This is a genomic window from Streptomyces silvae (assembly GCF_016745505.1).
GTDB lineage: Bacteria > Actinomycetota > Actinomycetes > Streptomycetales > Streptomycetaceae > Streptomyces > Streptomyces silvae.
Genome location: NZ_JAERUC010000042.1, coordinates 15,115 through 28,316, shown reverse-complemented (window position 1 = coordinate 28,316; position 13,202 = coordinate 15,115). Strand labels below are relative to the sequence as shown.

At 72.1% G+C, this 13,202-nt stretch carries 16 protein-coding genes; 8 read left to right on the top strand and 8 right to left on the bottom strand.

Features of this window, described 5'->3' with window-relative positions; translation table 11 throughout:
- From JKV81_RS06630 to JKV81_RS06615, 4 genes are all read left to right on the top strand, one after another.
- Positions 1-601: oxidoreductase (locus JKV81_RS06630; protein ID WP_236055524.1), on the top strand; the 601-nt coding region annotated here is incomplete at its 5' end.
- Positions 602-711: 110 nt separating this feature from the next.
- Entirely contained in the window at positions 712-1,224 is a 513-nt protein-coding gene (locus JKV81_RS06625; RefSeq protein WP_202075137.1) for a helix-turn-helix domain-containing protein, read from the top strand.
- Positions 1,225-1,256: 32 nt separating this feature from the next.
- A complete protein-coding gene (locus JKV81_RS06620) occupies positions 1,257-1,952 on the top strand; it encodes a hypothetical protein (protein WP_099174152.1) in 696 nt (231 codons plus the stop codon).
- A 115-nt stretch (positions 1,953-2,067) separates the two neighbouring features.
- Positions 2,068-2,403, top strand: a complete 336-nt coding sequence (locus tag JKV81_RS06615) for a DUF2516 family protein (RefSeq protein ID WP_124273985.1) — start codon at positions 2,068-2,070, stop codon at positions 2,401-2,403.
- Here JKV81_RS06615 and JKV81_RS06610 read toward each other — a convergent pair.
- The 3 genes from JKV81_RS06610 to JKV81_RS06600 all read right to left on the bottom strand — a co-directional run bounded on the left by JKV81_RS06610 (position 2,385) and on the right by JKV81_RS06600 (position 6,348).
- Positions 2,385-3,734: a PP2C family protein-serine/threonine phosphatase gene (locus JKV81_RS06610; protein ID WP_124273986.1), complete on the bottom strand. Its 1,350-nt coding sequence runs from the start codon at positions 3,732-3,734 to the stop codon at positions 2,385-2,387. The genes JKV81_RS06615 and JKV81_RS06610 overlap by 19 nt on opposite strands.
- Positions 3,735-4,198: 464 nt before the next feature.
- Entirely contained in the window at positions 4,199-5,266 is a 1,068-nt protein-coding gene (locus JKV81_RS06605) for a C40 family peptidase (RefSeq protein WP_129264846.1), read from the bottom strand.
- Positions 5,267-5,562: 296 nt separating this feature from the next.
- Positions 5,563-6,348, bottom strand: a complete 786-nt coding sequence (locus JKV81_RS06600; RefSeq protein WP_202075136.1) for a class I SAM-dependent methyltransferase — start codon at positions 6,346-6,348, stop codon at positions 5,563-5,565.
- 191 nt (positions 6,349-6,539) lie between these two features.
- Here JKV81_RS06600 and mshA point away from each other — a divergent pair, with 191 nt between their 5' ends.
- Both mshA and JKV81_RS06590 read left to right on the top strand, forming a co-directional pair.
- Positions 6,540-7,889 (top strand): D-inositol-3-phosphate glycosyltransferase, encoded by a 1,350-nt coding sequence (gene mshA / locus JKV81_RS06595; RefSeq protein ID WP_202075135.1) that lies wholly within the window; start codon positions 6,540-6,542, stop codon positions 7,887-7,889.
- A 77-nt stretch (positions 7,890-7,966) separates the two neighbouring features.
- Positions 7,967-8,476 carry a type III secretion system chaperone family protein gene (locus JKV81_RS06590; protein ID WP_099174147.1) on the top strand — a complete coding sequence of 170 codons (510 nt, stop codon included), beginning with the start codon at positions 7,967-7,969 and terminating at the stop codon, positions 8,474-8,476.
- A gap of 76 nt (positions 8,477-8,552) precedes the next feature.
- Here the strand turns inward: JKV81_RS06590 and JKV81_RS06585 are convergent, their stop codons facing one another.
- Complete coding sequence (locus tag JKV81_RS06585) at positions 8,553-9,530, bottom strand: phosphotransferase family protein (RefSeq protein WP_202075134.1); 978 nt, start codon at positions 9,528-9,530, stop codon at positions 8,553-8,555.
- 223 nt (positions 9,531-9,753) lie between these two features.
- On the opposite strand from JKV81_RS06585, the gene JKV81_RS06580 reads away from it, so the two are divergent.
- Complete coding sequence (locus JKV81_RS06580) at positions 9,754-10,533, top strand: hypothetical protein (RefSeq protein ID WP_129264850.1); 780 nt, start codon at positions 9,754-9,756, stop codon at positions 10,531-10,533.
- On the opposite strand, the gene JKV81_RS06575 is transcribed toward JKV81_RS06580, so the two are convergent.
- Together JKV81_RS06575 and JKV81_RS06570 are read right to left on the bottom strand one after the other, a co-directional pair.
- Positions 10,517-11,440 (bottom strand): EamA family transporter, encoded by a 924-nt coding sequence (locus tag JKV81_RS06575; protein ID WP_129264851.1) that lies wholly within the window; start codon positions 11,438-11,440, stop codon positions 10,517-10,519. The genes JKV81_RS06580 and JKV81_RS06575 overlap by 17 nt on opposite strands.
- A complete protein-coding gene (locus JKV81_RS06570) occupies positions 11,437-12,108 on the bottom strand; it encodes a nitroreductase family protein (protein ID WP_129264852.1) in 672 nt (223 codons plus the stop codon). The genes JKV81_RS06575 and JKV81_RS06570 overlap by 4 nt, the downstream gene beginning before the upstream one ends.
- 75 nt (positions 12,109-12,183) lie before the next feature.
- On the opposite strand from JKV81_RS06570, the gene JKV81_RS06565 reads away from it, so the two are divergent.
- On the top strand, positions 12,184-12,696 hold the full coding sequence (locus JKV81_RS06565; RefSeq protein ID WP_124273994.1) for a MarR family winged helix-turn-helix transcriptional regulator: 513 nt from the start codon (positions 12,184-12,186) through the stop codon (positions 12,694-12,696).
- A gap of 9 nt (positions 12,697-12,705) precedes the next feature.
- On the opposite strand, the gene JKV81_RS06560 is transcribed toward JKV81_RS06565, so the two are convergent.
- Both JKV81_RS06560 and JKV81_RS06555 read right to left on the bottom strand, forming a co-directional pair.
- Positions 12,706-12,948 carry a hypothetical protein gene (locus JKV81_RS06560; RefSeq protein ID WP_129264853.1) on the bottom strand — a complete coding sequence of 81 codons (243 nt, stop codon included), beginning with the start codon at positions 12,946-12,948 and terminating at the stop codon, positions 12,706-12,708.
- The gene (locus JKV81_RS06555; protein ID WP_031093484.1) at positions 12,945-13,193 is read right to left on the bottom strand and encodes a hypothetical protein; all 249 of its coding nucleotides are present in this window, start codon (positions 13,191-13,193) and stop codon (positions 12,945-12,947) included. Before JKV81_RS06555 ends, JKV81_RS06560 begins: the two co-directional genes overlap by 4 nt.
- Positions 13,194-13,202: the final 9 nt, after the last annotated feature.

Here is a 13,202-nt window from a genome sequence, read left to right as displayed (position 1 = left end):
GCAGTTCGGCACCAACCACCTCGGCCACTTCGCGCTCACCGGGCTGCTGCTGGACCTGATGCTGCCGGTGCCCGGCTCGCGGGTGGTGACGGTCAGCAGCACCGGTCACCGCATCCGGGCCGCGATCCACTTCGACGACCTCCAGTGGGAGCGGTCGTACGGCCGGGTCGCCGCCTACGGTCAGTCCAAGCTGGCCAACCTGATGTTCACCTACGAGCTGCAGCGCCGGCTCGCCGCGCACGGCACCACCGCCGCGGTGGCCGCGCACCCCGGCGTGTCCAGCACCGAGCTCGCCCGCAACACCCCCGCGGCCCTCCGGCTCCCGCTCACCTGGCTGGCGCCGCTGATCACCCAGACGCCGGCGATGGGCGCACTGCCGACCCTGCGCGCCGCCACCGACCCCGCCGTGCTCGGCGGCCAGTACTACGGCCCCGGCGGACGCAACGAGATCATGGGCCACCCCCGGCTCGTCACCTCCAGCCCGGAGTCGTACGAGGTGGCCGTCCAGCAGCGGCTGTGGGCCGCCTCCGAGGACCTCACCGGGGTGACGTTCCCGGTCGTCCGGTCCGGCGCGTCCTCGGGGTCCGTCACCACCGCGTGATCGAGGTCCCTCGCCCCCGCGTGATCGGGGTCCCTCGCCCCCGCATGACACGGAACACTTTTGCAAGCACGCGCTTGCAATAGTTAGCAAGGCTGGGGCACCATCGGGACATGGCATCACTCAACGTCGGCAATCTCGGCGAGTACCTGCGTGAGCAGCGGCGTACGGCGCAGCTCTCCCTGCGGCAGCTCGCCGACGCCGCCGGGGTGTCCAATCCGTATCTCAGCCAGATCGAGCGCGGTCTGCGCAAGCCGAGCGCCGAGGTGCTGCAGCAGGTCGCCAAGGCCCTGCGGATCTCGGCCGAGACGCTGTACGTGCGGGCCGGGATCCTCGACGAGCGGGAGCGGGAGGAGCTGGAGACGCGGGCGGTCATCCTGGCCGATCCGTCGATCAACGAGCGGCAGAAGAACGTGCTGCTGCAGATCTACGACTCCTTCCGCCGGGAGAACGGTTTCGATGTCGCGTCCGACACCGGCGCCGAGTTCCACGGTGCCGCCGGTGCGGAGAGCAGAATCGGTGCCGACACGGACAGCGGCACCGATGACGCGGACGGTGCCGGTCCGGATGCCCGCGGACCCCGCACGGCCGGCGGCAGTGATGCAGATCCACCAGCTACCAGCTAACCCACTTCTGATGATCCGGGAGGACCACAGTCATGGCCATCACCGATGACCTGCGCAAGACCCTCACCGACCCCACCCCCCTCTACTTCGCCGCCGGTACGGCCGACCTCGCCGTCGAGCAGGCGCGCAAGGTCCCGGCCCTGATCGAGCAGCTGCGGGCCGAGGCGCCCGAGCGCATCGAGGCCGTGCGCAACACCGACCCCAAGGCCGTTCAGGAGCGGGTCACCACGCAGGCCAAGGAGGCTCAGGCCACCGTGCAGGCGAAGGTGACCGAGGTCTTCGGGGCGCTGGACACCGACCTCAAGAAGTGGGGCGAGACCGCCCAGGACCTGGCGCTGCGCAGCGTGGGTGTCGCCGCCGAGTACGCCGTCCGGGCCCGTGAGACGTACGAGAAGGTCGCCGAGCGCGGCGAGCAGAGCGTACGGACGTGGCGCGGCGAGACGGCCGGGGAGATCGTCGAGATCGCCGCCGTCGTCGAGGCCGAGCCGAAGGCCGTGCCGAAGCAGAAGTCCGAGACGGTGGCGAAGCCGGCGGCCAAGCCGGTCACCCCGGCCAAGCCGGCCGCCTCCGTGAAGCCGGTGACGGCCGCGAAGCCCGTGGCCCCCGCCGCGAAGAAGCCCGCGCCGAAGGCCGCCGAGTCCAAGGCCGCGCCCGCCCCGGCGGCGAAGAAGCCCGCGCCCGTGCGCAAGCCCGCGGCGAAGAAGACGACCCCGCCCTCCGCGAAGTAAGCACGCGAGCCGGGATTGCCGGAAGAACGGGCCGGGCACCTTTCGGGGTGCCCGGGTCGTTGTCCCGGTACCTTGGCCGCGAGGCGCTCCATCCACTGACTAGGCGGTGCTCACCGTGTTGCTCGAAGCATTCGGCTCGTTCCTCCAGCTGCTGTACCTGGCCATGCTCGTCCTGGCCGTGGTCGCGCTGGTCTTCGCCGTGACGGCGCGCGAGGACGCCTACCGGGCCGCGGACAAGCAGAAGAAGTCGTTCTGGCTGATCCTTCTCGGCGCCACCGTCTTCGTGAACCTCGTCATCCCGATCCTGTTCCTGCAGATCGCGGGCGTGATCGCGTCCATCGTCTTCATGGTGGACGTGCGGCCGGCGATCAAGGCCGTCTCGGGCGGCAGCGGCCGGCGCGGCGGATCCAGCAGCGACGGACCGTACGGCCCCTACAACGGCGGGCGCTGAGCGCCCACCGACGAAGCGGCACCGGGGCGGGAGCGCGAGGCGCTCCTGCCCCTCCGTCGTATCCGGGCCTCGTCGCGCTCCAGCAGCAGGACTGCCACGTCGTCGGTCAGCTCGCCGCCGTTCAGCTCCTGCACCTGGGTGACCGCGGCCTCCAGCAGCGCCTCGCCGCCGAGGCCCTGGTCCAGCCGGCCGTTGACCATCGCGACCATGCCGTCCTGGCCCAGCCGCTGCGTCCCCTCCTGCCCGACGCGCCCCTCGATCAGCCCGTCGGTGTACATCATCACGCTCCAGGAGCCGCCCAGCTCGACCTGGCGGCGCGGCCACCGGGCGTGCGGCAGCAGACCGAGCGCCGGGCCGCCGTCCTCGTACGGGAGCAGGTGCGCCGCCCGGCCCTGGCGTGCGATCAGCGGCGCGGGGTGGCCCGCGATGCACAGGCCCGCGCGGCGGCCGTCGGGGGTGATGTCGAGGGTGCAGAGCGTCGCGAAGATCTCCTCGCTCTGCCGCTCGTGCTCCAGCACCTGCTGGAGCGTGGCGAGCAGGTCGTCACCGCAGAGCCCGGCCAGCGTGAGCGCCCGCCAGGCGATACGCAGCTCGACGCCGAGCGCGGCCTCGTCCGGGCCGTGCCCGCAGACGTCGCCGATCATCGCGTGGACCGTGCCGTCGGGTGTGCGGACCGTGTCGTAGAAGTCGCCGCCGAGCAGGGCGCGGCTGCGGCCCGGCCGGTAGTGGGCGGCGAAGGCGAGGTCGGAGCCTTCGAGGAGCGGGGTGGGCAGCAGCCCGCGCTCCAGCCGGGCGTTCTCCTGGGCCCGCAGCCGGGACTCGGTCAGCTGGTGCTGGGCGATGTCGGCGCGCTTGCGCTCCACGGCGTACCGGATGGCGCGGCTGAGGAGGCGTCCGTCGAGCTCGCCGCGGAAGAGGTAGTCCTGGGCCCCGACCCGTACGGCCTCGGCGGCGCGCTCGGCGTCGTCCTCCGCGGTGAGGGCGAGGACGGCGTGGCGCGGCGCGATCCGCAGGACGTGCTTGAGGGCGGCGAGCTCGTCCGGGTGGCCGGCCCCGTCGTCAGGGCTGTCGGCGCGTACACCGGCGGGCAGCGCCGCCGCCTCCAGGTCGAGGTCGAGCAGGATGCAGTCGACGTCGTCGGTGAGCAGCCGTCCGGCCTCGGTGAGGTTACGGGCGGTACGGACGCGGACCCGTGCCCCGGTGGTGGACGACAGGTCGGGGACGGCGAAGGTGCCCGCAGGGTCGTCCTCGATCACCAGGAGTGTGAGGTCGGCGCCGTGATTGGTCTCCGCAGCGGGAACGGCACGTTGCTGCGGTACGGGTACGGGCATCGGTTCGGGTTTCCTTCCCTCCCCCCGAGGGCGCGGCGGAACGACGATCGACGACCCGCCGACGGGGACGATAGCGGTCCACGGCGGGGGAACGGAATGGCGCCCGCTGATCATCCTCTGTCATATGCGCGGCCATAAGCCGCGTCCCACCACGGATCCGGCGTGATGCGGGCGCACGAAACGGACATGAGGTCATGACGAACATCACGCGGCCGACACGCTCTGCGCACAACTGGCCGCACCCTCCGGGCGTACGGAGCGCTGGCCCGCGCCGTGTGCCGCCCGTCACGCGCCGAACGCCGTGCTCCGGCGCCCACTTGTCGGGGCGACGACGCGCATGACCTGCATGGCTCCGGCGCCTAAGTGTCCAGCGTGTACGTGGCCGGCCACTGCGTGCCCGGCGCCTGCATGCCCAGCGCGTACGTGCCCGGCGCCTGCATGCCCAGCGCGTACCTGCCCGGCGCCTACTTGTCCGGCCGGACCACGCCCAGGATCTGCATCGTGCCCGCACCCGTCAGCGTGACGTGCCGGCCGGGTCGGGGGGCGTGCACGATCGAGCCGTCGCCGACGTACATCCCGACGTGGCTGGCGTCGCTGTGGTAGATGATCAGGTCGCCGGGGCGCATGTCCTGGATGGCGACATGAGGGAGTTGCCGCCACTGCTCCTGTGACGTCCGGGGGATCGGCTGCTTCGCCGCGGCCCAGGCCTGGGAGGTCAGCCCGGAGCAGTCGTACGAACCGGGGCCCTCCGCTCCCCATACATAGGGCTTGCCTATCTGGGCGGTCGCGAAGGCCAGCGCCTGCTTCCCGGCGGCGCTCGCCTCACGGTTGATGTCCTTGAGCGCGCCGGAGGACAGCCAGGCGGCCTGTGCCGTGGACGCGGCGTCCTTCTCCAGCTGGAGGAGCCTGGCCTGCTCCTCCTTCGCGAGCTGCGACTCGATCTTCTCCGCCGCCGCGATCTGTGCGTTGATGCTCTTCTTCGCCTTGGCCTGCTTGACGCGACTGGCCTCGATCTTCTCCCAGTTGAGGCTCGCGTCCTTCGTGTACGTCTCCAAGTCCTCCTGCGCCTGCTCCAGTTCGGTCAGCATCCCCTTGGTGGCCTGCTGACCCTGCCGGGCCTGGTTGACGCCGTCCATGAAGAGGTCGGGATCGCCGCTCAGCACCAGCTGCGCGCCCGGGGGGAGTCCGCCGCTGCGGTACTGCTCGCGGGCCTGGGCGCCCGCCCTGTCCTTCAGCTCGGCGATCCTCGCCTGGCCGTCGGCGATCGACTTGGTCAGCCGGACGATCTCGCCGGACTGCTTCTTGGACTGCTCCTTGGCGAGGTTGTACGCGTCCGTGGCCGCCCCGGCCTTGCGGTAGAGGGTGTCGATCTCCTCGCGCACCTCTTCGAGGCTCTTCTTCGGTGAGGCGGGGGCGGTGGAGGTGGGGCCGGGCTCGGGTATCGGGGCGGCCATGGCCTGGACCGGCGCGGTCAGCAGGGCCAGTGCGCAGACCAGAGTGATCGCGGCAGTGGCACAGTGGCGTCGGTTCACAAGCTCCCCCTCCGGGCGAAAAGGCAACGAAAGCCGTATCGCGTACATCTGACTTACCGTCAGTAACGTTTGCGTGACGACGCGATCGTGCCATGTTGTCCCGTAAAGCAACAGAGGTCCGCGTCACCCTCCCCGTCACACAGGGGGACGAACGGTGATTCGCCGGTGTTCCCGGATGCGGGCACATCCCTCGAACGTGTGGCCGCCCTGTCCGGAGCCGCCCGTTTGGAGCCGTCCGTTTGGAGTCGCCCCGCCCGGAGTCGCCCTCGTCCGGAGTCGCCCTCGTCCGGTGTCGCTCAGCCCGTGGCCGGCCGCAGTGCGGACCAGCGCACCGTGATCTCCCCCTGCCGCCACCGCCGTACGCCGTCCGTCAGGGGCCAGTCGGCGGAGACCGCGCGGACCGCCGCGATCCAGCGCTGCCGCGCGCCCAGCGACGCGTACGGGGAGGCCGAGGCCCAGGCGCGGTCGAGGTCCCGCAGGAAGGCGTGGACGGGTTCGCCCGGCACATTGCGGTGGATCAGGGCCTTCGGGAGGCGTTCGGCGAGGTCGGAGGGGCGCTCCAGCGAGCCGAGCCGGGTCGCGAAGGTGACCGTGCGCGGTCCTTCAGGGCCGAGCGCGACCCACACGTGCCGGCGGCCGATCTCGTCGCAGGTGCCTTCGACCAGCAGCCCGTCCGGGGCGAGCCGGGCGCAGAGCCGCTGCCAGACCGCGGCGACCTCGCCCTCGTCGTACTGGCGCAGCACGTTCGCCGCCCGGATGAGGACCGGGCGGGCGGCCGTGGGGATCTCGAAGCCGCCGTGCACGAAGGTGAGGCCCTCGCGCTCGTACGGCTGCGCCGCCGCGACCCGGGCGGGGTCGATCTCCACGCCCACGACGGCCGTGCGCGGCTCGGCGGTGCGCAGCCGGTCCAGCAGTTCCACGGCCGTCCAGGGCGCGGCGCCGTAGCCCAGATCGACCGCGAGGGGGTCGTCGCTGCGGCGCAGTACGGGGCCGTGGGCTGCGGCGATCCAGCGGTCCATGCGGCGCAGCCGGTTGGGGTTGGTGGTCCCGCGGGTCGCGGTGCCGATGGGGCGCTGGTGCATGAAGGGGAGCGTATGCGAAGCGGCGAGGGGAAGACGCGGAGCAGGGGCGCGCGCGGCCCGCTCCGCGGCGCGCCGGAGAGCGGGCAATGATTTGGCAAAGCGGAAATGAAAGGGCGGCTTCCGCTGTTCTGGCCTTGGAAGGGGCCGTGTGCCCGGTACGTGTCATGCCCTGAGCGAGGAGGAGCGGACCCGTGAGCCAGTACGTCTCCCGGCTCGGCAGCAGCCGTGCGGCACCCCGTATCCGCTTCCCGGGAACGTTCGCGGGGCACCGCAAGCCGCGCCGTGTCGCGATGCTCTCCGTCCACACCTCTCCGCTGCACCAGCCCGGCACCGGCGACGCCGGCGGCATGAACGTCTACATCGTGGAGCTGGCCAGGCGGCTGGCCGCGATCGGCATCGAGGTCGAGATCTTCACCCGGGCCACCACCGGCGGGCTGCCCCCGACGGTCGAGCTGGCGCCCGGCGTCCTGGTCCGGCACGTCGACGCCGGACCGTACGAGGGCCTCGCGAAGGAGGAGCTGCCCGCACAGCTCTGCGCCTTCACCCACGGCGTGATGCAGGCCTGGGCGGGCCAGCGCCCCGGCTACTACGACCTCGTCCACTCCCACTACTGGCTCTCCGGCCAGGTCGGCTGGCTCGCCGCCCAGCGCTGGGGCGTCCCCCTCGTCCACGCCATGCACACGATGGCGAAGGTCAAGAACGCCGCGCTCGCCGAGGGCGACACCCCCGAGCCCGCCGCCCGCGTCATCGGCGAGACCCAGATCGTGCACGCCTCCGACCGGCTCATCGCGAACACCGCCGGGGAGGCGGACGAGCTCATCCGCTTCTACGACGCGGACCCGGCGTCCGTCGCCGTCGTGCACCCCGGGGTGAACCTGGAGCGTTTCCGCCCCGGCGACGGCCGCGCCGCCGCGCGCGCCCGCCTCGGTCTGCCGCAGGACGCCCTGATCCCGCTCTTCGCGGGCCGCATCCAGCCGCTGAAGGCCCCGGACGTGCTGCTGCGCGCCGTCGCCGTGCTCCTGGAGCGCGACCCCGCGCTGCGCTCACGCATCGTCGTGCCCGTCGTCGGGGGCCCCAGCGGCAGCGGGCTCGCCAAGCCGGAGGTCCTGCAGAAGCTCGCCGCGCGCCTGGGCGTCGCCGACGTCGTACGGTTCCATCCGCCGGTGGGCCAGGAGCAGCTCGCCGACTGGTTCCGGGCGGCGTCCGTGCTGGTCATGCCCTCGTACAGCGAGTCCTTCGGGCTGGTCGCCATAGAGGCCCAGGCGACGGGCACCCCCGTGATCGCGGCGGAGGTGGGCGGCCTGCCGGTCGCCGTACGGGACGGGGTCAGCGGTTTCCTCATCCCGGGCCACGACCCGGAGGCGTACGCGCGGGCGCTGGGCCGGTTCGCGGAGAACGCGGAGCTGGCCGGCCGGATGGGCGCCGCGGCCGCCGCGCACGCCCAGTCCTTCGGCTGGGACACGGCGGCCTTGGCCACCGCCGACGTCTACACGGCGGCGATGTACGACCACCGGCGCCGCGCCCGCTCGCACCACGGCTGAGCAACGCACCCGCTCGCACCACGGCTGAGAGCCGCACCCCGGCTGAGCGCGCGTCCGTGCTGTCGTACGCTCGGACCATGGCTGACGTATCCGACGAGGCAGCAGCGGCGCAGGTCATCGAGGCGACGCTGAACGGCGCGGAGCTCGCATGGGAGAGCCCCGGGCCCGGCAACTACGTCGTGACGCTGCCCGGCACGCGCAAGCTGTCCACGACCTGTTCGCTGATCGTCGGGCAGCACTCCCTCTCCCTCAACGCCTTCGTCATCCGTCACCCCGACGAGAACGACGCGGCCGTGCACCGCTGGCTGCTGGAGCACAACCTCCGTCTGTTCGGCGTGAGTTACGCCATCGACCCGCTCGGGGACATCTACCTCGTCGGCCGGCTCCCGCTCTCGGTCGTCACCCCCGAGGAGCTCGACCGGCTGCTGGGCGCGGTCCTGGAGGCGGCGGACGGCGCCTTCAACCCGCTGCTGGAGCTGGGCTTCGCGAGCGCGATCCGCAAGGAGTACGCCTGGCGGGTGGAGCGCGGGGAGTCGACGCGCAACCTGGACGCCTTCACCCACCTCACGCAGCGCCCGTCGTCCTGAGGGAACCGAGGGACTGAGGGAATGACGGGCTGAGGGCTGACGGGCTGAGGGCTGAGGGGCTGAGGGCCGGTCGGCCCTACGCGAGCCCCTCCAGCGCCGCGACCAGCCGTGGCGCGACCTCCTTCCACGTCCACTCCACAGCGTCCGGCCCCGCGCCCCGGGGCACCGTCTCGGTGAGCATGATCAGGTAGAGGTAGCTGCGGTACAGACCGAGCCGGCGGCGTACGGACGGGGTGAACAGCAGCGGTGCGCCCGTCGCCGCCGCGTATCCGGCCAGGAAGCCCTGGTCCGTCTCCGGGTCGCCGAACAGCGATGTGGAGACGAGGTCGGCGACCGGGTCGCCCCAGAACATCCGCTCGCCGTCGATGATCCCGCCGAGGTGCCGGGCGCCGGGCTCCCCGGCCACCAGCAGGTTCCCCTGCCAGAGATCGAAGTGGACGAGGGCGGGCCGTACCACCTCGTCCAGCACGTCCGACGCCCCGGCGAGCACCTCATGGATCCGTCCCACCGGCCACGGCAGCCTCGCGCCGTACGTCACGGCGTCCGCCAGCACGGCGTCGGTCATCGCGGTGAACGCCTCGCGCCAGGTGGGGGAGAGCGGGCCCAGGGGCTCGGCGGGATATCCGTAACCACCGGGACCGGTGATGCGGTGCAGCCCCCCGACGACCGCCCCGAACTCGGTGCGCAGCGCGTGTGTCTCGTCGGCCGTCAGCTCACCGGCGACCTCGCTCCAGGGGCGCCCGGGGAGCGCGGTCATGACGACGTACGCCCCGGCCGTCGCCCCGGGGTCGAGCTCGCTGTGCACGACCCGGGGGATCACCTCGCCGCCCTCGCTCGCCGCGGCGCCGTAGAAGGTGACCTCGTTGACGAGCAGGCGCTGTTCGTAGCTCAGCCCCGTGCTGTGCGTCGGGGGGATCTTCACGACCCAGTCCCTGCCGTCCGCGAACCTCACCCGGGTGACAGTGTTGTACGTGCCCCCGGCGAGCGGCTCACGGGAGGCGGGACCGCGGGCTCCGAGGGCTTCCAGTACGGCGGTTGTCGCGTCGACGGACACGGGCGGGCCCCCCATGGCTCGGCTGCGGAGTCGACCGCGCCCACAGGGTATTCACAGAGTGATCACAAGGGAGTCACGATCACATCCCGTGACCGTGCGGGGCAATCATCGGACAGGTGTCCGATCGTAGAGTGTGCTGCACCGCTGCGGACCTCTCGCGCCTGCCCTGAATTACGGGCCGGGGCGGGGCCGTTGCTCCTTCAGACGGAGAGATGACCGAACCATGCGCGCCACCGCCGTACGCCGTACCGCCCTCGCCGCCGCCGTGGCGTCCCTGACGCTGCTCGCCACCGCCTGCAGCGGCTCGGACTCCGACGCCAAGGGTGACGGCGGTGCCTCCGGAGGCAAGGACGCCGCCTCCTCCAAGCCCGCGGCGGTCAAGGCGCTGACGTCGGCCGAGCTGGAGAAGGTGTCGCTGGAGCAGGGCGACGTCGCGGGCCACAAGATCTCGAAGACCGGCCCCGAGGACATCGCGCAGCCCGAGGACGTCACCGTCGACAAGAAGGAGTGCGAGCCGATCGGCTTCGCCTTCTACGGCGTGAAGCGCGGCACCCCGGTCGGGAACGCCGGGCGCAAGGTCGTCCAGGAGCCCAAGAAGGACGAGTCGGCCGACCCCGAGGACGCGCTCGCCGGCCTGCTCGACGTGACGTCGTCCCTGGTCACCCTGGCCTCGTACGAGGGTGACGGCGCGGCGAAGAGCCTCGCCGAGCTCCGTGAGTCGGCGGCCAAGTGCGCGACCGGCGGCTTCACCCTGACCATGAAGGGCTCGAAGCAGAAGGTCACCAAGGTGACCGAGGAGAAGGCGACGGGCGGCGAGGAGGCCCTCGCCTGGCGCGTACAGATGGGCGAGGGGGACGCCGCGGCGCCCTTCAAGCTCGTGAGCCTGCGTCAGGGCGGCACGGTCGCCACCTTCTTCTCCTTCAACCTCGGCAAGACGGGTGCGGACTCCGACTTCGCCCAGCCGGCCGCGGTGATCGACGCGCAGGTCAAGAAGCTCGGCTGACGCTCGGCAGCTGAGGGGGCGGGGGAGCGGAGGACGCTCCCCGCCCCCTCGCTGTCCGGGGGCGGGCGAGGAACACGGCGACGACCACCGTCACCGCTCCGGCGAGCTGCACCGGGGAGAGCGTCTCGTCCAGGACGAGATAGCCCAGCGCCATCGCGGCGAGCGGTGAGGCGAAGCCGAGCACGGACACGGTCAGCGCGGGCAGCCGCTCCACACCGCGGAACCACACGGCGTACGCGAGCAGGGCGCCGACGAACCCGAGGTACGCGAAGCCCGCGACGTTCCGCCCGTCGACCGCGCCGGGCAGCCCCTCGCCGATCAGGGTGACGGGCAGCAGGAGGATCCCGCCGAAGCTCAACTGCCAGCCGGTGAACGTCAGTACGCCGACTCCCGGCGGCCGCCCCCAGCGCTTGGTCAGCACGATGCCGCTCGCCATGCTCACCGCGCCCAGGAGCCCCGCGCCGACGCCCACCGCGTCCAGGCCCGCGCGCGGGGTGAGGGCGAGCAGCCCGACACCGGCCATCCCGAGGGCGCAGGCCGCGGCGTGCGTCGCCGTGATCCGCTCCTTCAGCAGCAGCGCCGAGAGCGCGAGGACGATCGTCGGCTGCACGGCCATCACCAGGGCGGCGACTCCGCCGGGCAGGTGGTACGCGGCGACGAAGAGCAGATAGAGGAAGGCGCCGATGTTCAGCGTGCCGAGGGCGGCGGCGCGCCACCACCAGCGGCCGTGCGGCAGGGTCCGGCCGATGGCGAGCAGGATCAGGCCCGCCGGCAGGGCGCGGACGGTGGCGGCCAGCAGCGGCCGGTCGGGCGGCAGGAATTCCGTGGTGACGAGATAGGTGGAGCCCCAGACGAGCGGGGCGAGGGCGGTGATCGCGGAGTCGACGGCGACCCGGTCGGCCCTCACCGGGCACCGCCTCCCACGCGCCCGTACCGACCGGTGAACACCTGGCGGGCCCGCGGCCGACGGCCCGGGTGCACACGGGTCTCCGCCGGTCTGCCCACCGGCAGGAGCATCGCTATGTGCAGGTCGTCCCGGTCCTCGACGCCGATCGCCCGCTTCACCTGCTGCTCGTCCCAGCCGTTCATCGGGGAGGTGGCCAGCCCCATGGAGGTGGCGGCGAGCATCGCGTACGTCGCGGCGATCACCGCGTCCTTCACGGCGTACTCCCTGAGCAGGCCGCGCCGTTCGAGGTCCCGCTGGAAGTCCATGGTGGCCCGGGAGAAGCCGCTGACGAACCGCTCGTTCCACGCACCGCTGCGCAGGGCGTGGTCGTAGATGTCGCTCAGGTCCTCGCGCCAGGCCTGGTCGGACGCCACGAACACCAGGGTGAGGGGCGCCTCCTGGGGGTGCGGCTGGCCCCCGGTGGCACGGGTGAGCGCGGCCCGGCCCTCCTCGTCCGAGACGACCACGACGAAACGTGCCTGCACGTTCCAGCTGGAGGGCGCCTCCATCGTCAGGTCGAGCAGCTCGGACAGCTGACGGTCGGGGACCGGGTCGGAGAGGTAGTGGCGGATGCTGCGGCGCGTACGGATCGCCTGCGGCACGGTCAGGAGGCCTGCGTCCTGTGTCATGGCGGGACCGTAGCGCGATTGCTTAGCGCTAAGCAACTAGGTATCTCAACGCTAAGTTAAAGATAGGGTGGCCCCATGAGTGACCATGTGGACCGCGTTCTGGCGCAGTGGGCGGAGCAGTGCCCGGACCTGGATTCCTCGTCGATGGGTGTGATCGGGCGCATCAAGCGGCTGGCCAGGATCGTCGAGGCCGAGCAGCGCACCGTCTTCGGTGCGCACGACCTCGACCCGGCGGCCTTCGACGTCCTGGCCACGCTGCGGCGCAGTCCGGCGCCCCACCGGCTGACCCCGGCGGAGCTGATGCGGTCCGCGATGGTCACGTCCGGCGCGATCACCCAGCGGCTGGACCGGCTGGAGGAGAGGGAGCTCGTCCTGCGCACCCGCCGGCCCGAGGACGGCCGCAGCGTGCACGTCTCGCTCACCCAGAAGGGGCGGGAGCTGATCGACCGGGCGCTGGTGGACCATGTGGCCAACCAGAACCGCCTGCTGTCGGGTCTCACCGACGAGGAGCGCGGCCGGGTCGCGGACGACCTGCGCGGGCTGCTGGAGTCGCTCGGCGACACCGACCGCCAGGTCAGGCTGGGGTGACGGCCCGGCTCAGGGCAGCGGGACCAGCCGCACCACGGTGACCGTCAGCACGGAACCGGAGACGTAGTAGAGGACGATGGCGCCGTAGACCGTGGCCTCGCGCCGGTCACGTTCACGCTTCACGGCGGTCGAGGCATGTCCGTACGGATCCTGGCCCAAGGTGCGCGCCATCTCGTCCCGGAACGAGTCGCCGTCGCGCATCTTGGCCAGGGTGTCGTCGGCCGGCGGAGCGTAGGAGATGCGGAAGTTCAAGCGACGTTCCGCCTCTCGGCCTCGTCCTGCGCCAGCCGGTCCAGGATCTGCTCGGCCTCGGGATCGGGCACGGACTCCAGCATCCAGTGCCGCATGACGGCCTGGATCTCGTGCACCCCGGCCTCGTTGATCGCGTGGTCGAACTCCTCGCGTCTCTCCTCGGGCAGCGCGGCCCGGATCGCCGGAATGCTGTTGGGCACCTCGACCTCGGTGCCGCCGACGAAGGTCTTCAGAGACTCGCCCATGATCGCTCT